Annotated in this window: 18 protein-coding genes and 3 tRNA genes; 14 read left to right on the top strand and 7 right to left on the bottom strand. The window is 63.6% G+C overall.

The annotated features are described in order from the left end of the window. Nucleotides 1-9 precede the first annotated feature (9 nt). From V6Z91_RS06805 to V6Z91_RS06795, 3 genes are all read left to right on the top strand, one after another. Nucleotides 10-1,722 (top strand): molecular chaperone HscC, encoded by a 1,713-nt coding sequence (locus V6Z91_RS06805; RefSeq protein ID WP_338768342.1) that lies wholly within the window; start codon nt 10-12, stop codon nt 1,720-1,722. Between the two features lie 200 nt (nt 1,723-1,922). Further along, the gene (locus tag V6Z91_RS06800) at nt 1,923-4,052 is read left to right on the top strand and encodes a M3 family metallopeptidase (RefSeq protein ID WP_338768340.1); all 2,130 of its coding nucleotides are present in this window, start codon (nt 1,923-1,925) and stop codon (nt 4,050-4,052) included. A gap of 19 nt (nt 4,053-4,071) precedes the next feature. Then, nucleotides 4,072-6,168: a M3 family metallopeptidase gene (locus tag V6Z91_RS06795; protein WP_338771756.1), complete on the top strand. Its 2,097-nt coding sequence runs from the start codon at nt 4,072-4,074 to the stop codon at nt 6,166-6,168. 172 nt (nt 6,169-6,340) lie between these two features. On the opposite strand, the gene V6Z91_RS06790 is transcribed toward V6Z91_RS06795, so the two are convergent. Continuing rightward, nucleotides 6,341-8,023: an alkaline phosphatase D family protein gene (locus tag V6Z91_RS06790; RefSeq protein WP_338768338.1), complete on the bottom strand. Its 1,683-nt coding sequence runs from the start codon at nt 8,021-8,023 to the stop codon at nt 6,341-6,343. Between the two features lie 202 nt (nt 8,024-8,225). Between V6Z91_RS06790 and V6Z91_RS06785 the strand changes: the two genes are divergently transcribed. Further along, a complete protein-coding gene (locus tag V6Z91_RS06785) occupies nt 8,226-8,510 on the top strand; it encodes a DUF4404 family protein (protein ID WP_338768335.1) in 285 nt (94 codons plus the stop codon). 88 nt (nt 8,511-8,598) lie between these two features. On the opposite strand, the gene V6Z91_RS06780 is transcribed toward V6Z91_RS06785, so the two are convergent. Then, entirely contained in the window at nt 8,599-9,111 is a 513-nt protein-coding gene (locus V6Z91_RS06780; protein WP_338768331.1) for a DUF1269 domain-containing protein, read from the bottom strand. A gap of 170 nt (nt 9,112-9,281) precedes the next feature. Between V6Z91_RS06780 and V6Z91_RS06775 the strand changes: the two genes are divergently transcribed. The 10 genes from V6Z91_RS06775 (at nt 9,282) to ahpF (ending at nt 24,245) form a co-directional block, all read left to right on the top strand. Next, on the top strand, nt 9,282-11,597 hold the full coding sequence (locus V6Z91_RS06775; RefSeq protein ID WP_338768328.1) for a YgiQ family radical SAM protein: 2,316 nt from the start codon (nt 9,282-9,284) through the stop codon (nt 11,595-11,597). 191 nt (nt 11,598-11,788) lie between these two features. Then, nucleotides 11,789-14,575, top strand: a complete 2,787-nt coding sequence (locus V6Z91_RS06770; protein WP_338768325.1) for an EAL domain-containing protein — start codon at nt 11,789-11,791, stop codon at nt 14,573-14,575. 97 nt (nt 14,576-14,672) lie between these two features. Further along, nucleotides 14,673-17,771 (top strand): type VI secretion system Vgr family protein, encoded by a 3,099-nt coding sequence (locus tag V6Z91_RS06765; protein WP_338768323.1) that lies wholly within the window; start codon nt 14,673-14,675, stop codon nt 17,769-17,771. Next, the gene (locus tag V6Z91_RS06760) at nt 17,771-18,334 is read left to right on the top strand and encodes a hypothetical protein (protein ID WP_338768321.1); all 564 of its coding nucleotides are present in this window, start codon (nt 17,771-17,773) and stop codon (nt 18,332-18,334) included. The genes V6Z91_RS06765 and V6Z91_RS06760 overlap by 1 nt, the downstream gene beginning before the upstream one ends. Further along, the gene (locus tag V6Z91_RS06755) at nt 18,331-19,251 is read left to right on the top strand and encodes a hypothetical protein (protein WP_338768319.1); all 921 of its coding nucleotides are present in this window, start codon (nt 18,331-18,333) and stop codon (nt 19,249-19,251) included. The genes V6Z91_RS06760 and V6Z91_RS06755 overlap by 4 nt, the downstream gene beginning before the upstream one ends. A 23-nt stretch (nt 19,252-19,274) precedes the next feature. After that, a complete protein-coding gene (locus V6Z91_RS06750; RefSeq protein WP_338768316.1) occupies nt 19,275-19,895 on the top strand; it encodes a hypothetical protein in 621 nt (206 codons plus the stop codon). A gap of 8 nt (nt 19,896-19,903) precedes the next feature. Beyond that, complete coding sequence (locus V6Z91_RS06745; RefSeq protein WP_338768314.1) at nt 19,904-20,806, top strand: hypothetical protein; 903 nt, start codon at nt 19,904-19,906, stop codon at nt 20,804-20,806. Between the two features lie 70 nt (nt 20,807-20,876). Beyond that, on the top strand, nt 20,877-21,680 hold the full coding sequence (locus tag V6Z91_RS06740; protein WP_338768311.1) for a hypothetical protein: 804 nt from the start codon (nt 20,877-20,879) through the stop codon (nt 21,678-21,680). Nucleotides 21,681-22,024: 344 nt separating this feature from the next. Further along, nucleotides 22,025-22,588 (top strand): alkyl hydroperoxide reductase subunit C, encoded by a 564-nt coding sequence (gene ahpC, locus V6Z91_RS06735; protein WP_338768309.1) that lies wholly within the window; start codon nt 22,025-22,027, stop codon nt 22,586-22,588. 64 nt (nt 22,589-22,652) lie between these two features. Continuing rightward, nucleotides 22,653-24,245, top strand: a complete 1,593-nt coding sequence (ahpF, locus tag V6Z91_RS06730) for an alkyl hydroperoxide reductase subunit F (RefSeq protein ID WP_338768307.1) — start codon at nt 22,653-22,655, stop codon at nt 24,243-24,245. Nucleotides 24,246-24,370: 125 nt separating this feature from the next. On the opposite strand, the gene V6Z91_RS06725 is transcribed toward ahpF, so the two are convergent. From V6Z91_RS06725 to V6Z91_RS06705, 5 genes are all read right to left on the bottom strand, one after another. Then, nucleotides 24,371-25,486, bottom strand: coding sequence for an AI-2E family transporter (locus V6Z91_RS06725; RefSeq protein WP_338768305.1), 1,116 nt, complete (start codon nt 25,484-25,486; stop codon nt 24,371-24,373). Then, on the bottom strand, nt 25,486-25,971 hold the full coding sequence (locus tag V6Z91_RS06720) for a cyclic nucleotide-binding domain-containing protein (protein WP_338768302.1): 486 nt from the start codon (nt 25,969-25,971) through the stop codon (nt 25,486-25,488). The genes V6Z91_RS06725 and V6Z91_RS06720 overlap by 1 nt, the downstream gene beginning before the upstream one ends. A gap of 332 nt (nt 25,972-26,303) precedes the next feature. After that, nucleotides 26,304-26,380, bottom strand: a tRNA-Asp gene (locus V6Z91_RS06715). A 78-nt stretch (nt 26,381-26,458) separates the two neighbouring features. Then, nucleotides 26,459-26,535 (bottom strand) — tRNA-Asp (locus tag V6Z91_RS06710). Nucleotides 26,536-26,557: 22 nt separating this feature from the next. Continuing rightward, nucleotides 26,558-26,633, bottom strand: a tRNA-Val gene (locus V6Z91_RS06705). Between the last annotated feature and the right edge of the window lie 149 nt (nt 26,634-26,782).

The following is a 26,782-nucleotide window of genomic DNA, read 5'->3' as shown; positions in this document are numbered from 1 at the left end:
GAGCATCACATGATCGTCGGGATCGACCTCGGCACCACCAACAGCCTCGTCGCCGTCTGGGAAAACGGCGGCGCCCACCTGCTGCGCAACGCGCTCGGCGAAGTCCTGACGCCGTCGTGCGTCAGTATCGACGACGACGGCACGGTGCTGGTCGGCAGGGCGGCGCGCGAGCGGCTGCAAACGCATCCGGATCGCACGGCCGCGATGTTCAAGCGCCACATGGGCAGCAACCGGGAGTTCAGGCTTGGCAAGCGCGTGTTCCGCGCGGAGGAGCTGTCGGCACTGGTGCTGCGCGCGCTGAAGGAAGACGCCGAGGCCGCGCTGGGCCAGCCGGTAACGGAAGCCGTGATCACCGTGCCGGCCTATTTTTCCGATGCCCAGCGCAAGGCGACCCGCGCCGCCGGCCAGCTCGCCGGGCTCACGGTGGCGCGCCTGCTGAACGAGCCGACCGCCGCGGCGCTGGCGTATGGCATCCACAACCGCGACAGCGAGTCGAAGTTCCTCGTCTTCGACCTGGGCGGCGGCACGTTCGACGTGTCGGTGCTCGACCTGTTCGAGAACGTGATGGAAGTGCGCGCGTCGACGGGCGACAACTTCCTGGGCGGCGAGGACTTCACGGACGCCATCGTGCAGCGCTTTTTCGCTGAAGCGAAACTGCATCCGCTCTGGAAGGACGACGCCCGCTTCATGGAGCGCGCGCGGGCACAGGCCGAAGCGGCCAAGCGCGAACTGAAAGAGGGGCGGCGCGGCCGCATGGCGCTGCATGTCGGCGATGACGAATGCGTGATGGAACTGGACGAAGCGGATTTCGACCAGCTTGCCGCGCCGCTGCTGGCGCGGCTGCGCGATCCGGTGGAGCGCGCGCTGCGCGATGCGCGCATGTCCAGTGCAGACCTGGACAGCATCGTGCTGGCCGGCGGAGCCACGCGCATGCCCGCGGTGCGCCGGCTTGCGGCGCGGATGTTCGGCCGCTTCCCCGAGTGCGACCTGAACCCGGATGAGGTGGTGGCGCTGGGCGCGGCGGTGCAGGCCGGCCTGAAGATGCGCGACGCGGCGCTCGACGAGGTGGTGATGACGGACGTCGCGCCCTACTCGCTGGGGCTGGAGACGGTGCGCCAGTTCGGCGGCGGACCGCTCACCGGCGGCCACTTCGATCCCGTCATCGAGCGCAATACCATCGTGCCGGTGTCGCGGGTGAAAACGTATCACCCGGTGCAGGAAGGCCAGGTCGCCATCGTCCTGCAGATCTACCAGGGCGAGGCGCGCCTCGTCGGTGACAACATCAAGCTGGGCGAACTGAGCGTTCCGCTGCCGCCGTTGAGCCGCGAGCGGCAGGGCGTCGACGTGCGCTTCACCTACGATGCCAACGGCCTGCTGCAGGTCGAGGCCACCCCGCAGGCCACCGGAGAGCGCTTCGCCGTCGTCATCGAGGGCAATCCGGGCATGTTGAGCGAGGCGGAGATCGAGCGGCGTTTCGCCGCGCTGTCCGAACTGAAGATCCACCCGCGCGACCGACTCGAGAACCGCACGCTGAAGGCGCGCGGCGAGCGGCTGTTCCAGCAGCTGCTGGGCGCGGAACGCGAGATCCTCGGGCAACAGATCGGCCTGTTCGAGCTCGCGCTCGAGAGCCAGGACGAACGTCGGATCCGCCCGGCGGCCGCGCACTTTGCCGCGCTGCTCGGGCGCTGGGAGCACCAGAGCTTGCTGCCTGCCGGGGATTGACCCCGCGGGGCCCCCGCGCCGTGATGCCGCGCACCCGCGGCGCTTCCCGCTCCTTGCGCTGCATCGCGTCATCGTGCCACGGGATGACTCTGCGAAACACGCCTGTTATCATCCCGCGTTCAAGCCCTGCCACGGGCAGGCGTTCCACAATGGCGCCGGTGACGATCTCGCCGGCTTCGACTGGTTAATCGAAAGACGATATGACCCCTCCAAAGAAGCTCGTTCTCGCCGCCGGCCTGGCGCTGGCGTTCATGCAGGTAGTTCCCACCGCCTCCGCCATGCAAGCCAACGGTAACAACCCGCTGCTGACCACCAGTCGGCTGCCGCTGCACTATCCGCAGTTCGACAAGATCCGCGACGAGCATTTCCTGCCAGCCTTCCACGCCGGGATGGCCGAGGAATTGAAGGAAGTCGAGCGCATCGCCAACAACAAGGCGGCGCCCACGTTCGAGAACACGATCGTGGCGATGGAAAAGAGCGGCCGGCTGCTGCACCGCGTGCACAGCACGTTCTCGAACCTGGTGGGTGCGAACACGAACGACAGGCTGGACGCCATCGACCGCGAAATGTCGCCGAAGCTGGCCGCGCACAGCGACGCGATTCACCTGAACCCGAAGCTGTTCAAGCGCATCGACACGCTGTATGCCCAGCGCGACAAGCTGGGCCTGGACGCCGAATCAAAATACCTGATCGAGCGTTACCATGAAGACTTCGTGCTGGCCGGCGCCAGGCTGTCGCCGCAGGACAAGGAAACGCTGAAGCGCCTGAACGGCGAGATCGCCACGCTGCAGACGACGTTCACGCAGAACGTGCTCAAGGAAATCAATGCCTCGGCCCTGGTGGTCGACACGCGCGAGGAGCTGGCCGGGATGCCGGAAGCGGCCATCAATGCCGCGGCCAAGGCCGCCGAGGAGAAGGGCCACAAGGGCAAATACCTGATCGCCCTGCAGAACACCACGGGCCAGCCGGCGCTCGCCGAGCTGACCAATCCGCAAGTGCGCGCACGGCTGATGGCCGCTTCGCTGGCACGGGGCAGCCGCGGCGGCGAATTCGACAACCGCGAAGTGGTCAAGAAGCTGGCGCGCCTGCGCGCCGAACAAGCCAAGCTGCTGGGCTACGAGAACTTCGCCGCGTATTCGCTGGCGAACCAGACGGCCAAGAACACCGCCAACGTGAACAAGCTGCTGTCGGAATTGGCGAAACCGGCCGTGGACAATGCGCGTCGCGAAGGCGCCGACCTGGCCGCTATCGCCGGCGGCCCGATCACCGCCGCCGACTGGGATTTCTATACCGACAAGGTGCGTGCGCAGCGCTTCGCCTTCGATGAAAAGCAGTTGAAGCCCTACTTCGAGATGAGCAACGTGCTGGAGAACGGCGTGTTCTACGCCGCCACGAAGCTGTACGGCATCACGTTCAAGGAGCGTAAGGACCTGCCCGTGTACGACCCGGACGTGCGCGTGTTCGACGTGATCGATGCGGACGGCAAGCCGCTGGCGATCTTCCTGGCCGACCTGTACGCCCGCCCGAACAAGCAGGGCGGCGCCTGGATGAACGAGTACGTGTCGCAGTCGGCACTGCTGGGCGAGAAGCCGGTGGTGGGCAACCACCAGAACATCCCGAAGCCGCCGGCGGGCGAACCCACGCTGCTGACGTTCGATGAAGTGACGACGATGTTCCACGAGTTCGGCCACGCGCTGCACGGCATGTTCTCGAACGTGAAGTACCCGCGCTTCTCCGGCACCAGCGTGCCGCGCGATTTCGTCGAGTACCCGTCGCAGGTCAACGAGATGTGGGCCGTGTGGCCCGAGATCCTGGCCAACTACGCGAAGCACCACCAGACCGGTGCGCCGATGCCGAAGGAATTGCTGGACAAGGTCACCGCCGCGCGCAAGTTCAACAAGGGCTTCGCCACCACCGAATACCTGGCCGCTTCCCTGCTGGACCAGAAGTGGCACCAGCTGCAACCGGACCAGGTGCCCGATGACGTGCTGGCCTTCGAGGCGGCCGCGCTGAAGGAAGCGGGTGTCGATTATGCGCTGGTGCCGCCGCGCTACCGCACCACCTACTTCTCGCACAGCTTCTCGGGCGGCTATTCGGCCGGCTATTACGCCTACCTGTGGGCCGAAAAGCTCGATGCGGAAAGCGTGTTGTGGTTCAAGGAAAACGGTGGCCTGCTGCGCAAGAACGGCGACTGGTTCCGCAAGACCTTGCTGTCGCGCGGCGGCACCGCCGATGCGATGGAACTGTTCCGCAATTTCCGCGGCCGCGATGCCGCCATCGAACCGCTGCTCGAGCGCCGCGGCCTGAATGTCCAGCCGACCAAGGAATGATGTCTTGAACTATCCGAAGATGATGATTCTGGCGGCGAGCCTCGCCGTCGCCGGCCTCGCCCAGGCGGCATTGCCCGCCGCGAACCCGTTCGCGGCACCCAGCACGCTGCCGCTGCAATACCCGCCATTCGACAAGATCGCCGACGGCGACTTCGCGCCAGCCTTCGAAGAGGGCATGAAGGAGCAGGCTGCCGAGATCGAGCGGATCGCCAACAACAAGGCCGCGCCCACGTTCGAGAACACCGTCGTGGCGATGGAGCGTTCCGGCCGCTTGCTGAACCGCGTGTCGACCGTGTTCTTCAGCCTGAACGGCACGAACACCAACGACACGTTGCAGGCGCTGGACCGTACGCTGGCGCCGAAGCTGGCCGCCCACAGCGACGCCATGCTGTTGAACCCGAAGATGTACGCGCGCATCAAGGCGCTGTACGACAAGCGCGACAAGCTCAAGCTCGATCCGGAATCGAAATACCTGCTCGAGCGCTACCACACCGACTACGTGCGCGCCGGCGCCAGGCTTTCCGCGGCGGACAAGGAAAAGCTGAAGGCGTATAACGCGAAGCTGGCCGGCCTGCAGACCGCTTTCGCGCAGAACGTGCTGAAGGAAATGAACGCTTCCGCGCTGGTGGTCGGCACGAAGGAAGAGCTGGACGGCATGCCCGACGCTGCGATCGCCAAGGCGGCCGCCGATGCGAAGGCGCGTGGCCTGGAAGGCAAATACGTGATCCCGGTCGTCAACACCACCGGCCAGGCGCCGCTGTCGGTGCTGAAGAACCGCAGCACGCGCGAGCGCCTGCTGGCCGCGGCCATGGCACGCGGCAGCCGCGGCGGCGATTTCGACAACCGCGACCTCGTGCTGCAACTGGCGAAGCTGCGCGCCGAGCGCGCCGCGCTGCTGGGTTATGCCAGCCACGCGGCCTACCACCTGGAAGACCAGACCGCCAAGGACACGGCCGCCGTCGACGAGCTGCTGGCCGAGTTCGCGCAGCCGGCGGTGCGCAACGCGCGCCGCGAAGCGGCGGACATCCAGAAGGTGATCGACGCGGAGAATGGCCGCTTCCGGCTGGCCGCGCACGACTGGCAGTTCTATGCCGACAAGGTGAGCAAGGAACGCTACGCCTTCGATCAGAACGAGTTGAAGCCGTATTTCGAGCTGAACAGCGTGCTGGAAAACGGCGTTTTCTTCGCCGCCAACCAGGTGTTCGGCCTGACGTTCAAGGAACGCAAGGACCTGCCGGTGTACCAGGCGGACGTGCGCGTGTGGGACGTGTTCGATGCCGACGGCAAGCAGCTCGCCATCTTCATCGGCGACTTCTACGCCCGCGGCAACAAGCGCGGTGGCGCATGGATGAATGCTTATGTCAGCCAGAGCAAGTTGCTGGGAACGCAGCCGGTCGTGGCGAACCACCTGAACATCCCGAAACCGGCCAATGGCGAGCCGACGCTGCTCACCTACGACGAAGTACGCACCGCCTTCCATGAATTCGGCCATGCGTTGCACGGCATGTTCTCGAACGTGCAATACCCGCGCTTCTCGGGCACGCGCGTGCCGCGCGACTTCGTCGAATTCCCGTCGCAGGTCAACGAGATGTGGGCCACCTGGCCGACGATCCTGAACAACTACGCCAAGCACTACCAGACCGGTGCGCCGATGCCCAAGGAATTGCTGGACAAGGTGCTGGCCGCCCAGAAGTTCAACGAAGGCCACCGCACCACCGAGTACCTGGCGGCCGCTATCCTCGACCAGAAATGGCACCAGCTGAAAGCCGACCAGGTGCCTACCGACGTGCTGGCCTTCGAAGCGCAAAGCCTGAAGGATGCCGGCGTGGACTTCGCCCCGGTCCCGCCGCGCTACCGCACCACGTACTTCTCGCACGTGTTCTCCGGCGGCTACTCGGCCGGCTACTACGGCTACCTGTGGGCCGAGAAGCTCGACGCCGACACGGTCGACTGGTTCAAGGAAAACGGCGGCCTGTCGCGCAAGAACGGCGACTGGTTCCGCCAGAAGCTGCTGTCGAAGGGCGGCACGATGGACGCGATGCAGATGTTCCGCGAATTCCGCGGGCGCGACGCGAAAGTCGAACCGCTGCTGGAACGGCGCGGACTGACCGACTAACCCAAAGAAAAACCGCGCAATCGCGCGGTTTTTTTTCACCCACTGCTCAGCTGGTCGCAAAACAACACCGGGGACAGTCCCCGATTTTTAGCAACACCATAAGTGCTTGATTTGCCCATGTTGAGCTGGTCTCATTACAACACCGGGGACTGTCCCCGTCCGTCCCGGCGGCTCAACCCGCCACGATCTTCCGGTTCCCCGCCCCCGGCAACATGCGCAGCACCTTGCCCACCGCCGCCGTGTACGTCTGCGACTGGATCGTATTCACATAGCGGTACTCGGCGCGCGTTTCAGTCGGCGTCACGGTCAGCACCACGAAGCCGCGCGAAGCGGTTTCGGCGTATTGCAGCGGGCCGATCAGCTGTTCCATGCCGGCGGCGACGACCTTCGGATCGGCGCTGGGGAAGTAGCCCTCGAAACCGGGCGACGTCACCGACGGCACGCCGAATTCCACGCCCACCGCCTGGCCATTCACATCGGCCAGGTCGCTGGCCCAGGCATTGTGCGTGTCGCCCGCCAGCACCACCAGGTTCTTGTTCAGCGAACGCGCCATGTTCAGCACCATCTCCCGCGCCGCCTGGTAGCCATCCCACGCGTCGAGGTTGTACGGTACCGGCGCGGCGGCCAGCTGCTGCTGTTCCGTCGCGGTCAGCGGCACGCCGGCCTGCACCTTGGCCGCGATCGCGAAGTAAGCGGCGTAGCCCACGGTGCCCAGCACCATCGGCGCCGGCAGCATCATGCGCGCCATGAGCACCTGCTGGCCCAGGATCTGCCACGTCGCGGTCGATTTCGACATCTGGCTTTGCAGCCAGGTGGTCTGCTCGGCGCCCATCAGCTGGCGCGCCGGGTTCGATACGTCCGCCGTGAAGGCGGCGGCGTTGAACGACTTGTCGGCATTGACGTAGCTGGCATAGGCCAGCTGCTTGTCGCGGCCGATCACGCGCGTGTCGAGCATGTGCAGCGACAGCAGGTTGCCGAAGTCGAAGGAGCGGTAGATGCGGTCCGGCCGCGCCGCGTCCGGCTGGCGGATCGGCATCCACTCGTGATAGGCCTGGATGGCCATCTGGCGGCGGGCGGCCCACAGGCCCTCGGTGGCCGGGTCGTGGTTTTCCGCGCCTTCGCGCCAGGTGTCGTTGGTCAGCTCGTGGTCGTCCCACACGGTGATGAACGGCATGCGCGCGTGCACGGCCTGCAGGTCCGGGTCGCTGCGGTATTGCTGGTAGCGGCGGCGGTAGTCCGACAGCGTGATGATCTCGGTGGCCGGCTGCGACACGCGGCCCATGGCGGCCGCGTTCTGCGAAGCGTAGCCTCCGGCGGCGTATTCGTAGATGTAGTCGCCCAGGTGCAGGCCCACGTCGATATCGTCGAACTTGGCCGCGTCGCCGTACACATTGAAGTAGCCGGCCGGGTAGTTCGAGCAGCTGAACACGGCGAACCGTGCCTGCGACACGGAGCCCGTCGGCAGGGTCTTCGTGCGACCCACGGGCGAATCGACGCCCTGGCAGCGGAAGCGGTAGTAGTAGCGGCGATTGGCCGCCAGGCCCGTCGCGTCGACCTTGACCGTGAAGTCGCGCGAGGCGCCCGTGCGGAAGGTCCCCGAAGCGGCGACTTTCGTGAAATCGCTGTCTTCGGCGACGGTCCAGCCCACGTCGAGATCTTCCGCGCCCGACGGTGCGGAAATGCGCGTCCACAGGATCACGCGGTCAGCCAGCGGGTCGCCGCTGGCCACGCCGTGCGCATAGGTGATCGATTCATACGACGTGTCGTCGTCGCCGCCGCAGGCGGTCAGCGGGATCGCGGAAACGGCGAGGGAAAAGGTACGGATGAACTTGCGACGCGAATTCGATTGGGTCATGGATGGGCCATTGCCGAAAGTGAAAGACGGCGCATCATAAGCAGGGCAAGTTACGCTCGTATGACATGGCGAAACCGGCCATCACGGTGGCGGATCGTGCCCGGCCAATACGCATTGCATCCGAACGGGTGGCCACCGAAGAGTGAAAAAGTGTATAAATCGCTGTATCGATCCGTATCAGCTTCATTCAAGGGAGACGAACATGGACAACAACCTGAAGACATCGCTGCGCGACGTGCACGCCGCGCTGGCAAGCGGCGTACCGGTCGACGAGGAGTTGCAGGAGCTGCTGCGCCAGCTCGACGACGACATCGAGCGCGTGCTGGAACAGCGTGCGGCGGACGGCGCGGTCAGCGACGAAGGCACCACCACCTACGGCCTGGCCGAACGCACGCAGGAAATCTCGGCAAAGTTCGCCGCCAAGCACCCGGCACTGGAACCCACGCTGCGCGAGCTGGGCCGTATCCTGGGCAATATGGGTATCTAGCTTCCCCAGGGAAAGCTGAAGAGGAAGCCGAAGGGGAAGATCCCGGTTCAGCCCACGCAATCCACGCGGCCGAACCGGGCAATGGCGTTCAGGGAAACGCCACCATGGGCGGTTCTTCGCCGCCGAAGTTGAAGTCGGGATGCCGCTCGGCGATCATCGCCTCGATCTCGCGCACGCGCCGCACCGGCACGTCCACGATCAGGAGCACCTGACCCTGTTGCACGCGGTCGGCGAACTGCTCGAGCCGCTTGTTCGGGATGGCGGAGCCGTTCATGCCGGACGCCCAGGCGCCGAACAGTGCGCCGCCGAAGGCCATCAGCAGGATCGTGGCGGTGCTCATCGCCAGCCCGGCAGGGGGCATCAGCACCAGGATGATGCCGGCCAGGAAGCCGACAATGCCGCCGATCAGGATGCCCAGCTGGGCGCCATGCACCAGATCGGTTTTCAACATGAAGCTACAGCCGGGCATATCGTCCGGCAAGGAGCCCTCGCGGGCCAGGAAGCGGATATGCCGCTCTTCGATGCGCGCCAGCAGGAGTTCGTCCAGCATCGCGCGCGCGGATGGAATATCGGGCAGCACGTAGTAGAGTCGTCTTCGCATCGTTCCTCCTTCTCACCTTCCTTCTTTATAGGCCGCCGCCCGCGCTTTGCAATGGCCACTCGTACAATTTCGCCCGGCTGCAACACAAGTGGTTGATAATAAAAGCTTTTTCTTCAACAAAAAGCGCGGCGATGCGCGCTGGCGCACGCTTTTTGGTACAATCCCGCCTTATGAACGCCCCCATGAACCTCTTCGCGACCGTGCCCAAGCGGTCTGCCCGCGCTCCCGTCGCGCCTTTCCTGCCCATGTCCCGCGCCGAAATGGCAGCGCTGGGCTGGGACGAGTGCGACGTCATCCTCGTCACGGGCGACGCCTATATCGACCACCCCAGCTTCGGCATGGCGCTGGTGGGCCGCCTGCTGGAGGCGCAGGGTTTCCGCGTGGGTATCATCAGCCAGCCCGACTGGCAGTCGGCGGACGCGTTCCGCGTGCTGGGCAAGCCGCGCCTGTATTTCGGCATCACGGCCGGCAATATGGACTCGATGGTCAACCGCTACACGTCGGACCGCAAGATCCGCTCGGATGATGCGTACACGCCGAACGGCGAGCCGAACAAGCGGCCCGACCGCGCCGTGACCGTCTATTCGCACAAGGCCCGCGAAGCGTATCCCGGCACGCCGGTCGTGATCGGGTCCATCGAGGCATCGCTGCGCCGTATCGCCCACTACGATTACTGGTCGGACAAGGTGCGCAAGTCGGTGCTCATCGATTCGAAGGCCGACCTGCTGATCTTCGGTAACGCCGAGCGCGCGCTGGTCGACCTCACGCACCGCATGAACAAGGGCGAGGACATCAAGTCCATCAAGGACCTGCGCGGCACCGCCTTCCTGGTACCGCACGGCTGGATGCCGTCCGAAGAGTGGGGCGTGCACAATTCCACGCGCGTGGACGTGCCGGGCCGCATCGATGCACACCCCGATCCGTACGCGATGGCGAAGGAAGACAAGGAAGCCTGCGCCACCGAGAACGCCGCGCCGGAACCCACGGTCAAGCCGATCCGCATCATGACGCGCGAGGAGCGCCAGGCGATGGCGAAGGAAAAGCACAACCGCACCGTGGTGCGGCTGCCGTCGTTCGACACGGTGAGCACCGACCCGGTGATGTATGCGCATGCCTCGCGCGTGTTCCACCTGGAGAGCAACCCCGGCAATGCGCGCGCGCTGGTGCAGCAGCACGGCGACCGCGACGTGTGGATCAACCCGCCGCCGCTGCCGCTGGCCATGGACGAGATGGACGGCGTGTACGACATGAACTACGCCCGCGCCCCGCACCCCAGCTACGGCAATGCGCGCATCCCGGCATGGGAGATGATCCGCTTCTCCGTGAACATCATGCGCGGCTGCTTCGGCGGCTGCACGTTCTGCTCGATCACGGAACACGAGGGCCGCATCATCCAGAGCCGCTCGGAGCCGTCGATCCTGCGCGAGATCGAGCATATCCGCGACAAGACCAAGGGATTTACCGGCACGATTTCCGACCTGGGCGGCCCCACGGCGAACATGTACCGCCTGGCATGCAAGGACAAGAAGATCGAGGAATCGTGCCGCCGGCTGTCGTGCGTATACCCGTCGATCTGCGTGAACCTGGGCACCGACCATAGCAAGCTGATCCAGCTGTACCGCAAGGCTCGGGCGATCCCCGGCGTGAAGAAGATCCTGATCGGTTCCGGCCTGCGCTACGACCTCGCCGTGCGTTCGCCCGAGTACGTGAAGGAGCTCGTCACCCATCACGTGGGCGGCCTGCTGAAGATCGCGCCGGAGCACACGGAAACGAATGTGCTCTCAAAAATGATGAAGCCGGGCATCGGCGCCTACGACGAATTCAAGGCCATGTTCGAGAAGTTTTCGATCGAGGCCGGCAAGAAGCAGTACCTGATCCCGTACTTCATCGCGGCCCACCCGGGCACGTCGGACGAGGACATGCTGAACCTGGCCCTGTGGCTGAAGAAGAACAACTTCCGCCTCGACCAGGTGCAGACCTTCATGCCCACGCCGATGGCGATGGCCACCACCATGTACCACAGCCGCAGGAATCCGCTGAAGAAGGTGACGGACGACTCGGAAGTGGTGGAAACGCCGCGCACGGCCAAGGTGCGCAAGGCGCACAAGGCCTTCCTGCGCTACTACGATCCGGCCAACTGGGCAATCCTGCGCGAGAAGCTGAAGGAAATGGGCCGCGGCGACCTGATCGGCAATGGCGAGAAGCACCTCATTCCCGCCTGGACGCCGGGCGAGGAACACGTGACGGCGGCACCGGAAGGCAAGCGCGCCATGCCGCAGCTGGCGCCCGGTGCCCAGCGCGGCGCGCGGCCGGGATCGGCAAGCGGTGTCCGCGCCGCGGTCCCGCGCGGCGGCCGCCCGAACGCACTGACCGGGTCGGTCACGGCGCGCGAAACGATCGAAACGAAAGCCCGCCCGTCGATCCTCGATACCATCAAGGTCAAGCCGAAGGCCGGTGCGAAGGCGGCAGCCAAGGGCCGCCGCTGACCGCACGCGCCCCGACCTGCTGGTCATTTGGACAATTCCTTGTTCAAATTGCCAGCAGGTAGCAGCAATTGCGGCGCGGAAGCCACATCCGGACCCCGCATCCGGGACTCAGCAATGGAGCGCGCGATGAACGGCGGTACAATCGGGCGCAACAGCGGCCACGTGCCGTCCCTCGACCGTGCCGCCGCCCCGTGCCTTCCAACATCGTCCTGTTGCCTGTTCGTCGCGTCCTCGCCAACCTGCTGCTGGCGCTTGGCGCCGTCGCGCCAGCCTGGGCCGAAGACAGGGTGGTGCTGCAACTGAAGCACACCCACCAGTTCCAGTTTGCCGGGTACTACGCGGCGGTGGAGAAGGGCTACTACCGCGAGGCCGGCCTGGACGTGCAGATCGTGGAAGGCCGCGACAGCGAAGCGCCGCTGCGCGAAGTGCTGGCCGGCCGCGCCCAATTCGGCATCGGCAGCAGCTCGCTGCTGCTGGCGCGCCTGTCCGGCAAGCCCGTGGTGGTCCTGGGTGTGATCTTCCAGCATTCGCCGTATGCGCTGGCCATGCGCCAGCAGGGCGGCACACCTGACATTCGCCGCCTGCTCGGCAAGCGCGTGATGCTGGGGCCGCTATCGGCGCCGCTGAACCATGCCGACGAACTGGCTGCCTACCTGAAGCGCGAAGGCGTGCCCGCGGAGCACCTGTTCCGTATCGAGCACAGCTACGACCCGTCGGACCTGATCGCCGGGCGCGTCGATGCGATGTCGATCCACACCACGAATGAAACGGACTACCTCGACCGCGCCGGCTTTCTCTACGACGTCTACAGCCCGCGTGCGGCCGGCGTGGATTTCTACGGCGATAACCTGTTCACCAGCGAGCATGAGCTGGGCGCCCATCCGGAGCGCGTGAAGGCGTTTCGCGCCGCCAGCCTGCGCGGCTGGCAATATGCGATGAGCCACCAGGAAGAGATTGTCGACCTGATCCTGGCGAAGTATTCGCGCAAGCATGACCGCGAGCACCTGCTGTACGAAGCGCGCCAGATGGTACCGCTGGTGCAACCTGTGCTGGTGGAAATCGGCTACATGAACCCGGAACGGTGGCAGCACATTGCCGACGTCTTCACCGACCTGGGCTTGCTGCCGCGGGGCGTCACCTTCGAGGGTTTTCTCTACAACGTCGAACCGGGCAGGGACCTGGCCTGGCTGTACCGGATCGGCGGCGGCGCCGCGGCGCTGCTGCTGCTCGGCGCCGCGATCCACTTTGCCCTGCTGGCGCGCGAGCGGCGCCGCTCGGCCGATGCGATCCGGGTTGGCGAGGAACGCTTCCGCACCATGTTCGAGGCATCGCCGATCGGCATCGCGCTGATCGATGGCGCCTGCGGCGCGTTTTCCGACGTGAATCCCCGCTACCGGGAAATCGCCGGGCGCTCGGAAGATGCGTTCGCCTCGCACAACTGGCTGGATTTCGTGCATCCCGACGACGTGGCAGGCTGGACGTTGCAGATGCAGCAGCTGGCCGCCGGCGAGGTGCAGGAATTCCGCACCACGCTGCGGCTGGTCCGCGCCGACGAATCGATCGTGTGGGTCGAGGCTTCCGTGGTGCCGCTGCGGGCCGGCCCGCACCTGAAGCTGTGCATGATCGAGGACGTGACGGACGAGAAGAAGACCGAGGAGCTGATCTGGCAGCAGGCCAACTTCGACCCGCTCACGCAGTTGCCGAACCGGCGCATGTTCCTCGACCGCCTGCAGCATGACGTGGTCAAGAGCCGGCGCGACGGTACCCGTATCGCGATCCTGTTCATCGACCTCGACCACTTCAAGGAAGTGAACGACACGCTGGGCCATCACCAGGGCGACGTGCTGCTGGTCGACGCGGCGCGGCGCATCGCCGGCTGCGTGCGCAAGTCCGACACCGTGGCGCGCCTGGGCGGCGACGAGTTCACGGTGATCCTCACGGAGCTGCAACTGACCGAACGCGTGGATGCGATCGCACAGAACATCATCGACAGCCTTCTGGCGCCGTTCCAGCTGGGCCAGGAGCAGGCCTTCATCTCGGCCAGCATCGGCATCACGCTCTACCCGGACGACGCCGCCAGCGTGGAAGACCTGCTCAAGCACGCCGACCAGGCCATGTACGCGGCCAAGGGCGCGGGGCGCAACCGCTTCAGCTACTTCACGCCCGCGCTGCAGGTGGCGGCCCTGAACCGCATGCGCCTTACGAACGACCTGCGCAGCGCGATCAAGGGCGAGCAGCTGAAACTGTATTTCCAGCCGATCGTGCACCTGAAGACGGGGCGCGTGCACAAGGCCGAGGCGCTGCTGCGCTGGCAGCATCCGCAGCGTGGCCTGGTGAGCCCGCTCGAATTCATCCCGCTGGCGGAAAGCTCGGGCCTGATCGTCGACATCGGGCAATGGGTGTTCAATGAATCGATCCGCTGGCTGCAGCGCTGGCGGCAGGACGTGCATCCTGAGTTCCAGGTGAGCCTAAACCAGTCCCCGGTCGAATTCCAGCGCGAGGGCAACAACTACGATGTGTGGTTACGCGCGCTGCGGCAAGCCGGCGTGCCGGGCCAGGCGATCGTGGTCGAGATCACCGAGGGCCTGTTGCTCGACGCCAGCACGACGGTGGCCGACAAGCTGCTGCAATTGCGCGATGGCGGCATCCAGGTGGCGCTGGACGACTTCGGCACCGGTTACTCGTCGCTGTCCTACCTGAACAAGTTCGACATCGATTACCTGAAGATCGACCGCAGCTTCGTCAGCAACCTGGCCCCCGACTCCAGCGACATGGCGCTGTCGGAAGCGATCATCGTCATGGCGCACAAGCTCGGCCTGCACGTGATCGCCGAAGGCGTGGAAACAACCCAGCAGCGCGATCTGCTGGCCGCCGCCGGCTGCGACTACGGCCAGGGCTACCTGTTCGACAAGCCCCTGCCGGCCGAGGAGTTCGACGCGCTGCTGCGCGCCCAGGCCGATGCCTTGGCGCCGAGTTAATACACTAATTATTGCCTTGCTTCACCTTGCAGGCTCGACCTTCGGTAAAATGGTAGTAATTTAGAAATAAATTGCTGTTGTTCCGCAAAAGGCGAGCATGATTGCGTTGACTGATTCACTGGGCCAGGATACCCGCATCCTGCGCCTGACCACCCCCCTGGGCCGGGACGCGCTGGTACCGGAATGCCTGCGCGGCGAAGAAGCCGTCAGCCGGCCCTACCAGTTCACCGTGACCGCGCTGTCGGCGGATGCCGGCATCGCGCTGAAGTCGCTGCTGGGCCAGCCCGTGCTGCTGGAGCTGATGACGGCCACCGCCGGCGTGCTGCGCCCCTTCCATGGCTATGTGACAGCGGCCAGCATGCTCGGCGCCGATGGCGGCCTGGCCCGCTACGAACTGACGATCGGCCCCTGGACCGCCTTCATGGCCCTGGGGCGCGACAGCCGCGTATTCCAGGACATGACGGTGTTCGATATCCTCGACGCGGTGTTCGCCGGCATGGAGCACGCCGGCCGGCTGGTGCCGCAGTGGCGCCATGACATCGCCGACATCAGCCTGTACCCGAAGCGCTCGCTCACCTGCCAGTACCAGGAATCGAACGCGGCGTTCGCGGAACGGCTCATGCGCGAGGAGGGGCTGTTCTACTATTTCGAGCACAGCGGCGACCCCGGCAGCGCCGCCCTGGGCGGCCACACCCTCGTCATCGCCGACCATAACGGCAGCTTCCAGCCGAACGCCCAGGCCACCGTGCGCTTCACGCAGCCCGGCGCCATGATGCGCGAAGACAGCATGGACCGCTGGCGCTGCGAACTGCGCGCCACGCCGGCCGGCGTGGAGCTCGATAGCTGGGACTACCGCGGTCTCGGCACGCGCCGCGTGAGCGCGGCGGATGGCGAAGGCCCGGTCAGCCGCGATACGCCCGGTACCTATGCGTACACATCGCGCGAACACGGCCAGCGCATCGCCGACCGGCAGCTCGAAGCGCTGCGCGCGAGCCGCGAACGCTTCATCGGCGCCGGCACCGTCCGCACGCTGGGCCCGGGCACCACGTTCACGCTCGCCGACCATGCAGTGCTGGACGCGGCGGGCGATAACACCTTTGCCGTGCTGCGCGTGGTGCACCTGGCCCACAACAACCTGAGTACGGGCCTGAGGGACGCCGCCGCCAAGGCACTGGGCGCGAATCCGCTGGCCGCCCTGATCGACCGCGAACGCAGCAACAGCCTGCACGCCGTGGGCAGCGGAAAAGGCGAGAAGCCCCTGTACCGCAACCGCATCGACGCGATCCGCGCCAGCGTACCGTATCGCGACTTCGACGCCGACGGCCACGGCCTCGTACTGCGCCCGAAGCCGACGATCCAGGGCCAGCAGACGGCCATCGTCGTCGGCCCGCCGGGTGCCGTGATCCACACGGACCGCGATCACCGCATCAAGGTGCAATTCCACTGGCAGCGCGGCGCGCACAGCCACAGCCGCCTCGAGCACCCGCAGCCGGACGGCCACGCCGGCGCCCCCGGCGACGACAGCGCCGGCACGTGGGTGCGCATCGCCACGCCGCTGGCGCCCGTCGCTGGCGCGAACTGGGGCGCGGTAGCGGTGCCGCGCGTGGGCAGCGAAGTGCTGGTGGACTTCCTCGACGGCGACATCGACCGCCCCGTGGTGATCGGCACCGTTTACAACGGCCGCGGCACCGGTGACGCCCAGCACAACGAAGTGGGTGCCGGTGCTGGTACCGCCACGGGCAACGCGCCGGCATGGTTCCCCGGCGAATCCGGCGCCAACGCCCACGCGGCGGTGCTGTCCGGCCTCAAGTCGCAGGCAATGGGGGCCAGCCAGAGCGGCACGGGCGCCTACAGCCAGCTCGTGTTCGACGACAGCCCTGGCGAACCGCGCGTGGCCCTGCAACGCCACGCCGAAGCGCATGAAGGCACCGATGAACTGAACCTGGGCCACCTGCGCCACCAGGCCGACAACGGTCGCCTGGACACCGCCGGCTTCGGCGCGGAACTGAAAACGGCCCACGCGGCCGCGCTGCGCGCCGGCCAGGGCTTGCTGCTGTCGAGCCACGGGCAAGGCTCCGGCGGCCAGCAGCTCGATGCCCGGGATGCGGCCTCGCAGATCGACGCCAGTGCCGAATTGCTGCAATCGCTGGGCGAGACGGCACAAAAGCACAATGCCAAGCTGAAGAAGGAACTGGAGCCCGCGAAGGAGCCATCCGTCGCCGGACTGCGGCAGAGCGTCGCGGTGCTGGAGGCGGCCAGCGGCGGTGCCGGTGGCGAGGAGGGCGGGCATGGCAACGCGATCGCCTGGAGCGAACCGCACCTGCAACTGGCCAGCCCCGCGGGCATCGCCGCTACCACGCCTGCCAGTGCCATCGTCGCCGCGGGCACCACGACTACCGTCGCTGCCGGGCAGGACATCAACCTTGCTTCGCAGGGCAATGTGCTGCACCAGGTGAAGGATGGGATTGGGCTGTTCACCTACGGCAAAGCGAGTGCGGCCGAGAAGCCGAACCAGGAAACCGGCATCCGGCTGCATGCCGCCAGTGGCAAGGTCAGCGTGCAGGCGCAATCGGATGCCGCTCGCATCACGGCCGACAAGATGATTACCGTGGCGAGCGTGGCCAAGAGCGTGTCGATCGGTGCGAAGGAGCACGTGATGCTGACCGCGCAGGGGGCGGCTTTGAGGATCGAGGGTGGGAACATCACGATTCAGGGGCCGGGGACCATGGCGTTCAAGGCGAGCAAGAAGGAATTGGCGGGGCCGCAATCGAGCAGCTTGAAGTTGCCTCTCATGCCTGTTCCGAAAGGCGGTGAACCAGCCGATCAATACTTCATCCTCAAGACGCATGCCGGTCAACCGGTGGCAAACCGCCGTTATCGCGCCTATACGGGAAATACGAGTGTCGAGGGCTTCACCGATGCCAGCGGCAAGACAAGCGTGTTGAAGGGTTACCTCGGCCAGACCGTACGTTTCGAGCTTATCGAGGAAGAATATGACGAGCATTTCATCATCCGCGACCCGCTTGGCGAGCCGATGGCCAACGTTCCGTACCGATTACGCTCCAAAGATGGTGTCGTAATGGAGGGAATCACCGACGATGAGGGGCGGACCGCCATGTTCGTCAGCGATAAGGTGGAAGACGTGCAACTGTTGGTGGGGTACGAAGATTTTCCAGTGGATGATGGGGTGAACTGATGGCGGAAATGGTCGAACTGGAGCAGTCACGGACCAGTGACAAGTCCACAACGCAAGGGAAGGAATGCGTACTGGGCAAATTCATCACCGAGGCAGAAGGATGGAAGATTGTCGAAATAGCGCGCTCATGGGAAGGAACGCCTTACAGTCTCATCGGCGCGGCATCGGTCAAAAAGGTTGGCGGGGACTGTTCCGGCTCGACCAACAAGATCTTTATCGAGGCCGGCTTTCCTTACCCATACCAGTCCACCGCGAATTTCGCTGCCTTTGCACGCAAGACAAACCGGTTCCGAAAGATCGACAAGACAAAGACACCCTTGCAAGCCGGAGATGTACTGCTTTGGCCAGGGCACATGGCAATTTACGCTCCCTTTCCAGAAGGAGATCCGCGCCGGGACACTGGGGTTGTCAAGCGCGGAGCAAGGATGGCTAATAATATGTACACAGCTTTCAACAGTCGACGCAACGTCCCTTACGGGCCATACAACATTGAAACATTCCGTGGCGATGCATACGAGGTCTACCGTTACCTTGTGGTTCCCGGTATGGAAAGCTGCCCGTGAAACGACCAGTAAGACGTGCAATCCTCAGCGTCCTTGTGGGCTGCGTGGCGGTCGCAGGGAGCACCAAAACGTTCGCTTACGACAGTGAGAACGCCGTCCCGTTGACGATCACTGCTGACCTGGGGGCGGTTTCGATCACCCAGATGGCCATCACCTTGGATGGTCGCAATGTCGCAATTCGCTCCCTGCTGAGAAACGAAACCGATTCCAGGCAGTCGGTAACGTTCTATGCGTCGACGCCGGTATTCGGCCAGTTGGGAGATGGAGAGGAGCACCTCGACAAAAGTTTCTCGGACATCGCCGTCGCCGTGAACAACACACCGGTGCGCATCTCCAAATTCTTGCGAAGCTACTTTCGCGGACATGACATCACGGGGATTCTGGCCAAGGCCAAGCTGGGCCCTTTGCCCGATGTGAATGCCGATCCAGCAAAACTGGCTCGCTTGCCGACGATCGAAGGAGATAAGCCATTCGATTGGCAGGCTTCCGCGACTTATTCATGGTCGAGCCAGCTGATGCCGGGCTCGACTGCGGTTCATGTAGTGAACTACCGCGCCTTGCCGCAGTTCAGCCTGGAGGAGCTGGAATCACCTCAAATGGAAGAGCGAGTACGGCGCCACTGCGGCAACCCAGGCGAGGTCAGGGAAAGATTGAAGTCTTTGGGCGCCGGCCAACAAGTGTTGGTCGAGCGTTATGAGGTGCCTTTACCGTACATGGCGATGCGCAGCGTGGAACTCAGCGTAAAGCAGCCGACACGCAACTGGCTCGGGGCTCGCCCCGTCATGACACTGGTGTGTGGCGTACACGGTGGCATACACGGATCTCAGCCTTCAATATCTGGCACGCTTCCAGCAGCGGAGCAAACGTTGAGTGTTCTCGTAATATCCATGCCGTTGCCGGCAAATCAACAGCAGTAAAGAAGTAGATTAAAGGTCCAGTGATGAGTGTCAGTGATGCACGAGTATTGAGTCGCGACGCGGCAATGACGCCTGTCAGCGACACAAAAGGCCACGAGGTGACGATCTGTGCGCCGAACTGGTTTGATCCGCGCAAGACCTACCGGATCGCCAACGCTCCCGAACGAACAGCCGCGCTTGAGTTTCCCGGCAGTGACCTGAACTTTGCAGCCAGGATTCTGTACGCGGAAGCGTCGGGATCGGGCCAGTTGCCTGACAAGTCGGAGAGGGATAAGGAAAAGGCCGCAATCCTCAACGTGAAACATTTTCGGATCAACCGACGCGGTTACCCGAACAATGCCTACGTGGCGAAAAACTTCGAGATGGTCTGCAAGGCCAAGGATCAATTCGAGTCGTTCAGCGACACGAATACGAAATTTGCAGGCTCCAAGGAAGGAGCTGCAGCCCGCCTGAGCAAGGTTGAGTGCGCCGATCTGGAAGAGGCTTTAGAGGCGATCAGAAAATTCTTTGAGACTGGTCCCACTGAGGAATACACATTCGATAATTTTCGCGGATATCGGCCGGGAGGTCAGGGTACACCCATCGGTCGCTCGCGATTTTGGCTCTCGAAAACGGGCAAAGAGCTACTCAAGAAACAACCATAGGCTGCATTATGAAGAAAATCATCGCGTTGGTAATGCTTTCTTGGCTTAATGTGACCTGCGCCCAGGTTGCGCCCTTCACATACAAGATCGGAAGCATCTCCATCGCCGAAGACGAAAGCTCCCTGCAGTTAAAAGCTTCCGCCCCTTTGAAGGTCGCGATTCTTCCTGGAGGTTCAACCTGGCCTCGATTTGGGCTCGATGACGACGGTCATCTCTACGTTGGTGGTACGATCATTGACTCCGCGACGGGGAAACTACTTACTCGCGCCGATCTACCGTCTGGCTTGATACAGGCCCTTCCTTCGGGCTTCCGCATCGAGGTCAACGATCAGCGTTTCCGCATCTCGCGAGCAGGCAAATCCTGTACATTCACACGAGAACAGCTTGGTCTGCTGCGCTGGAAATCCAGCGCCGAGGCGTTCAAGGACGGGAATATCAAGTTCGAGGCGCATGCGCAGCAGCTGCTCGCGCTTGCTGCCAGGATTGGGGATGATAGCCGAGACAAAACCTACGTCATCAATGACATAGACGTCGAACGGTGCCGTATATCGCAAACAGAGTTGGGCAATCCCGACCTCTTGGTTGAACTTGGGCACTCGCGCCATGGCGGCTGGTGGTTGACCGGATCCATTGAGCAGACGCTGCTTCGATCAACCGACGGCAGGCGTTGGGAGAAAATGGCGCTTCCAGACGATATTTCCTCCCTGATCAGCAGCTATATCGTCAACGACAAGGAAATCTGGCTGGCGGCAATCCTGCCGCCACTGAATGAAGCGGATCCCTTATTGATTCACACGTCGGATGGTGGCAAGAACTGGCGCAATGTCGGGCGAGGCGATCCTCTGCTGACCCGGCTCCCGGAATTCTGGCTTGAGGGGAAAAGGCGCTTAGCAATGCCCGTTGCGCCCTGATCCCTGAGCCAGTGTGGTGGTTAGCCACGCTAGTTCTTCCCGTGCGTCCAAAGTCAAAGCACAACAATCGATGTCCCGGTCCACTTTCAGCCATCATTTTGGACCCCACCAGACCTGGGGCGTGATTATCTTGGGCGGGATCACGCTGGCCGGAGGTTCGATCATTGCCCTTGAATCGATGGGCGAACAGGCAGCATGGATGTGTTTCCAAGCTGGTGTAGCGTGGTTGTCGGCCGGTGTCGTCGGGATGCGGATATTGGGAACATGGGCACGGCGGCGGGCATTTGCCTACGCGCTGTACGCCGCCTTGGCCTGGGGCCTTGTCGCGGTGACGCTCCCCATCTCGATGCTGGGACCCCTTTTCCTCTGGCCGAGTATCGGTTCCCTTGTCGGGCTGGTATTGCTGGAGTACTTCATCATATCCCTGGCTTACCAGTCGTGGACTACATGGCGGTTTTTCAATGCCCAGTGGAGCGTCCGCTATGAAGCAACCCTGGCGCGGTGCTTCGATCCCGGCACCTCGATGTTGGCGCCCAAGACGTTGATACGGCGCCTTGGCGAGCATGACTCGTTATTCTTGCCATACTGGCCCAAGCGTGCCGTTGCCGCCGTGACGCTTTTACTGATCGCCGCGATGGTGTTGGCATTCGCGCTGTATGGATTCTTCTTCGAGTCTGCCTTGTTGGTAGGTGGAATAGTGTCCGTAACGTGCATTACTTACCTTTTGCAGCACAGCGTTGCCTCTCTGCTGCTTGTCTTCAAAGTCCTCGAGCTGGAGCGTTCGCACGGCGCTCATATCGCGCTCATGGATGACGCCGGCGTCGAGCGTCTCCGGGCCGCCGAGCGCAGGGCAAAACGTCGAAACAAGCGATAGCGTTGTTTTTCTGACGAGCCATGGCTGGGCTACCGTGAAAGGTGCCCAAGCGGGCCGTACGTGGACCTGGCGACGAACTCACATGCGGTAGCGGGCCAGCGGGGAGCGCAGCGTAGCAAGGCCACTGAGCTGCCGGGTTGGCGCGGCTGCGCGCCCGTACGAGGCGGCATTGCCGTACCCACAACATTCACGTTTTTGCAGGAACAGCGATAATACCGAGTCTCGTCACATCGTACCGATAGCTAGATTCAATCGAAATTATTGGAACAATCAATTTTTCAAATGGACGAGATATCGCTAAACTGGCATCTCATTGATTCACAACCCTCACGAGGAAAACACAAATGTCTCTGATCAACACCCAAGTCAAACCGTTCAAGGCAACCGCATACCACAACGGCAAGTTCATCGATCTGAGCGAAGAGTCCCTGAAGGGCAAGTGGTCCGTGTTCGTGTTCTACCCGGCTGACTTCACCTTCGTCTGCCCGACCGAACTGGAAGACCTGGCCGACAACTACGCTGAATTCCAGAAGCTGGGCGTGGAAGTGTACGGTATCTCCACCGACACCCACTTCGCCCACAAGGCATGGCACGACACGTCGGACGCGATCAAGAAAGTGCAGTACCCGCTGATCGGCGACCCGACCGGCCTGCTGTCGCGCAACTTCCAGGTGATGATTGAAGAAGAAGGCCTGGCCCTGCGCGGCACCTTCGTGATCAATCCGGAAGGCTTCATCAAGGTCCTGGAAGTGCATGACAACGGCATCGGCCGCGACGCATCGGAACTGCTGCGCAAAGTGAAGGCAGCCCAGTACGTTGCTTCCCACCCGGGCGAAGTGTGCCCGGCCAAGTGGTCCGAAGGCGCTGCAACCCTGACCCCGTCGCTGGACCTGGTCGGCAAGATCTAATAGCAGTTATTGAGTAGTACCGCTGCCGGCATGTGCCGGCAGCAGACAAGAAAGGAATAAAGTCATGCTGGATGCAAATCTCAAAACCCAACTGAAAGCCTATCTGGAAAAAGTGGTGCAGCCGATTGAGATCGTCGCATCGCTGGATGACTCCGCAAAAGCGCGGGAAATGAAGGAACTGCTCGCCGATATCGAAGGCTTGAGCGACAAGATTACCCTGGTCGAGGACAACGCCGCCAACGTGCGCAAGCCGTCGTTCTCGATCAACCGTGCCGGCACCGACATTGGCGTGCGTTTCGCCGGCATCCCGATGGGCCATGAATTCACCTCGCTGGTGCTGGCCCTGCTGCAGGTTGGCGGCCATACGATCAAGTTCGACGAAGCCGTGATCGAACAGATCCGCAACCTGGAAGGCGATTTCGAATTCGAGACCTTCATCTCGCTGTCGTGCCATAACTGCCCGGAAGTGGTGCAGGCACTGAACGCGATGTCGGTCATCAATCCGCGCATCAAGGTCACCACGATCGATGGCGGCGTGTTCCAGAAAGAAGTCGAAGAGCGCCAGATCATGGCGGTACCGATGATGTTCCTGAACGGCCAGCACTTCGGCCAGGGCCGCACGAACGTGGAAGAAATCCTCGCCAAGCTGGACACCAATGCCGGTGCCCGCCAGGCGGCTGAACTGAACAAGAAGGACGTGTTCGACGTGCTGGTCGTCGGCGGCGGCCCTGCCGGTGCGGCTTCCGCGATCTACGCGGCCCGCAAGGGTATCAAGACGGGCGTGCTGGCGGAACGCTTCGGCGGCCAGGTGCTCGACACGCTGGCGATCGAGAACTTCATCTCGGTCAAGGAAACCGACGGCCCGAAATTCGCCGTGGCATTGGAGCAGCACGTCAAGGAATACGAAGTCGACATCATGAACACCCAGCGCGCCGTGAAGCTGGTGCCGGGCAAGATCGCCGAAGTGCACACCGCCACCGGCGCCGTGCTGAAGGCCAAGACCGTGATCCTGTCGACGGGTGCCCGCTGGCGCGAGATCAACGTGCCGGGCGAGAAGGAATACCGTAACCACGGCGTGGCCTACTGCCCGCACTGCGACGGCCCGCTGTTCAAGGGCAAGCGCGTGGCGGTGATCGGCGGCGGCAACTCCGGCGTGGAAGCGGCGATCGACCTGGCCGGCATCGTCCAGCATGTGACCTTGATCGAGTTCGGCAACGAACTGCGTGCGGACGCGGTCCTGCAGCGCAAGCTGCGCTCGCTGCCGAATGTGAACATCATCGTATCGGCGCAGACGACCGAGATCCACGGCGACGGCAAGAAGGTGAACGGCCTGTCGTACAAGGACCGCAATACGAACGAGCTGCACCGCATCGACCTGGAAGGCGTCTTCGTGCAAATCGGCTTGGTGCCGAACACGGAGTGGCTGAAGGGCACCGTGGCGCTGTCCAAGCATGGCGAGATCGAAGTCGATGCCAAGGGCCAGACCTCGGTACCGGGCGTGTTCGGCGCCGGCGACGTGACCACCGTGCCGTACAAGCAGATCGTGATCGCCGTGGGCACCGGCGCAACGGCCGCGCTGTCCGCCTTCGATCACCTGATCCGCTCGGGCGACGATGAAGTGGAAGCCGAGCAGACGAAGATCGCCGCCGCGGCATAAGCAATACGGCAGCAAACGAAACGGGAGCCTCGGCTCCCGTTTTTATTGCCTGGAAAATGGGGACGTACCCCATTTATCGAGAAACATTGCCTGAAAAATGGGGTCTGTCCCCATTTTTCAGGCAACTATTTCAGGTCGACGCTGGCTTGTTTCACCCGCAAGGAGCGGGCGTAGCGGTGGCGGGCTTGCAGGCGGGCGTCGGTGACCAGTACGCCGATCGTTTCGCCGACCACCATCGCCACGCCCAGCAGCGGCAGCACGAGCATCAGCCCGGTCACGCCGGCCAGCGCGCCGCCGACGAAGAGCATGACCACTGTCACCAGCGGGTGCATGCGCAGGCTGCGCCCGAGGGTCATGGGCATGAAGATGAAGTCGTCCAGTAGCCGGGCGATGATGAATACGACGATGGCGCTGTAGGCCACGGCATTGTTGTCCGGCGTATCGGCCGATGCCACCAGCACGACCAGCAGGCAGCCGGCGATCGAGCCCACATAGGGCACCCAGGCCAATACGGCGGCGATGAAGCCGAGCAGCAGCGGGGAGGGCAGGCCGATTGCCCACAGGCCGGTCGCCAGCACCACGGTGTCGATGACGGTCAGCTTCAGCATGCCGTGGAAGTAGCGGCGTGCGGTCTGGTCGACTTCGTGCAGCAGGAACAGCGTTTTCTCGAAAAAGGCGTTGGGCACGGCACGCGCGAGGAAGCGCTTGAAGCGGCGGCCGTCGCGCAGGAAGAAGAAGGCGAGGAAGGGCGCCAGCAGCAGCGACGGCACCCACGCCGCGGCCGTCACCAGCACGTCCCCCAGATGGCGCTGCAGGAATTCGCGCGAGTACTCCGCCAGGTTCAGGTTCACGGAGTCGCCCAGGCGCGCCTGCCGCAGGAAGGGGAACTGCCGTTCCACGGCGCCCAGCATATTGCGCATGAAGCGCACGCCTGCGTCGAGGTAGCGGCCCGGCATGTCGTGCCACTCGGTGGTAGGCGCCGGTATCCATACCGCGGCGAGCAGGCTTGCGAGCAGCATGACGAGCACGAAGGCGGCACCGACCAGCATTGCGGCAGTATTGCGGGAAAAGCCCATCCGCAGGAGGCGCTGGAACGGCGACAGCAGCATGTAGTACAGGATGATCGCCAGCAGGAACGGCAGCGACAGCCACAGCACTCGCTGCATCAGGTACAGCAGCACGCACGTGGCGGCGATGATGCCGCACCAGACGATCGGCCCGGACTGCTGCCGCTCGGCCATCACAACACCTCGACGTGCGGCGAGTCGATCGACATGCGTTCGCGCAGGCGCGCGCCGATGTGCCGCGCCAGCGCCAGCGAAATCTTGTAGCCGATCACGGCATCGGTCTCCATCAGGCTCATGAAGTCGGCGCGGAAGAACACCGCCAGTTCGCAGTCGTCCCAGGCGCGGGCCTGGGCGGTGCGGGGCGAGTTGTCCAGCAGCGCCAGGTCGCCGAAGAAGGCGCCGGGCGACAGCTCGGTGATGATCTCGGGCATGCCGTTGATGTTGCGGTTGATTTGCACGTGGCCGGACGTGATCAGGTACAGCGCCTGGCCTTCCTCGCCTTCGTCGAAGATGATCTCGCCGGCGAGGTAGCGGCGTTCATGCATCAGGCCGTCGACGATCTTCAGTTCGAGCGGGGTCAGCGAGTTGAGGAGGACGGTTTCTCGCAGCCTGGCAAGGCGCGGCGAGAGAGGGGGCGGCTTCAGGAAACCGAAGATCACACGGGGCTCCAAAGTGGGGGTGGTTGCGCTGTCATTGTCGCCCGTTTTGGGGGAGAGCAGGTGTTGTGAGACGCACACAGGATAAGAAATGGGGCAGGGACGGCGGGAGGTGGGCAGCGGATGCGGTAGCAGTGGATTTGGGGAGCTGAGGGAGGGGCCAAGCGAAGCCGCAGCCCTGCATGGCTGCGGCGTTCGGCAGGCGCGAAGCAGTGCTTCGCGAAACCCCTGCCTCACTCCTTCGATCCCCGCCGTGCTCTCCGCAGGGAGAGCACTCCGCTGCGCTGCGTATCAAATGCAAAAAAGCCCGCTATTGCGGGCTTTTTTACTGATGCTGGCGGAGCGGACGGGGCTCGAACCCGCGACCCCCGGCGTGACAGGCCGGTATTCTAACCAACTGAACTACCGCTCCAATCGATTCCCGCAGAACGGTCATCGAAGAAACTTCACAAGAAAAAAGCCCGAAATCGACGGGCTCTCTTCGAAATCCTGGCGGAGCGGACGGGGCTCGAACCCGCGACCCCCGGCGTGACAGGCCGGTATTCTAACCAACTGAACTACCGCTCCAGGTCTTCGTAGAACATCGATATGGTGGGCGCTGAGAGGGTCGAACTCCCGACCTAATCCTTGTAAGGGATCCGCTCTACCAACTGAGCTAAGCGCCCTTCGTCACCTTTCGATGCCCTGAACGTTTGTCACAACGCTCAGAAGAGGCCGTATTCTACTGCGGCATTTTGAAGTTCCGCAAGGACTTTCGCGAAAAAATTTCCCAGACGGGCCCAGCACGTGGTGCTACGCTGCGGTTTTTGCACCG

Source organism: Massilia sp. METH4 (assembly GCF_037094685.1).
Taxonomy (GTDB): domain Bacteria; phylum Pseudomonadota; class Gammaproteobacteria; order Burkholderiales; family Burkholderiaceae_D; genus Rugamonas.
The sequence above is the reverse complement of the archived record's forward strand: the minus strand, read 5'-3'. Positions and strand labels throughout refer to the sequence as shown.

Bases quoted from the DNA above. Each gene is read 5' to 3' on its own strand.
- V6Z91_RS06760 (WP_338768321.1), top strand. From the start codon at position 17,771: ATGGCGGAAATGGTCGAACTGGAGCAGTCACGGACCAGTGACAAGTCC.
- V6Z91_RS06775 (WP_338768328.1), top strand. From the start codon at position 9,282: ATGAACGCCCCCATGAACCTCTTCGCGACCGTGCCCAAGCGGTCTGCC.
- ahpF (WP_338768307.1), top strand. From the start codon at position 22,653: ATGCTGGATGCAAATCTCAAAACCCAACTGAAAGCCTATCTGGAAAAA.
- V6Z91_RS06785 (WP_338768335.1), top strand. From the start codon at position 8,226: ATGGACAACAACCTGAAGACATCGCTGCGCGACGTGCACGCCGCGCTG.
- V6Z91_RS06740 (WP_338768311.1), top strand. From the start codon at position 20,877: ATGTCCCGGTCCACTTTCAGCCATCATTTTGGACCCCACCAGACCTGG.
- V6Z91_RS06780 (WP_338768331.1), bottom strand. From the start codon at position 9,111: ATGCGAAGACGACTCTACTACGTGCTGCCCGATATTCCATCCGCGCGC.
- V6Z91_RS06725 (WP_338768305.1), bottom strand. From the start codon at position 25,486: ATGGCCGAGCGGCAGCAGTCCGGGCCGATCGTCTGGTGCGGCATCATC.
- V6Z91_RS06745 (WP_338768314.1), top strand. From the start codon at position 19,904: ATGAAGAAAATCATCGCGTTGGTAATGCTTTCTTGGCTTAATGTGACC.
- V6Z91_RS06790 (WP_338768338.1), bottom strand. From the start codon at position 8,023: ATGACCCAATCGAATTCGCGTCGCAAGTTCATCCGTACCTTTTCCCTC.
- V6Z91_RS06750 (WP_338768316.1), top strand. From the start codon at position 19,275: ATGAGTGTCAGTGATGCACGAGTATTGAGTCGCGACGCGGCAATGACG.
- V6Z91_RS06805 (WP_338768342.1), top strand. From the start codon at position 10: ATGATCGTCGGGATCGACCTCGGCACCACCAACAGCCTCGTCGCCGTC.
- V6Z91_RS06765 (WP_338768323.1), top strand. From the start codon at position 14,673: ATGATTGCGTTGACTGATTCACTGGGCCAGGATACCCGCATCCTGCGC.
- ahpC (WP_338768309.1), top strand. From the start codon at position 22,025: ATGTCTCTGATCAACACCCAAGTCAAACCGTTCAAGGCAACCGCATAC.
- V6Z91_RS06800 (WP_338768340.1), top strand. From the start codon at position 1,923: ATGACCCCTCCAAAGAAGCTCGTTCTCGCCGCCGGCCTGGCGCTGGCG.
- V6Z91_RS06795 (WP_338771756.1), top strand. From the start codon at position 4,072: ATGATGATTCTGGCGGCGAGCCTCGCCGTCGCCGGCCTCGCCCAGGCG.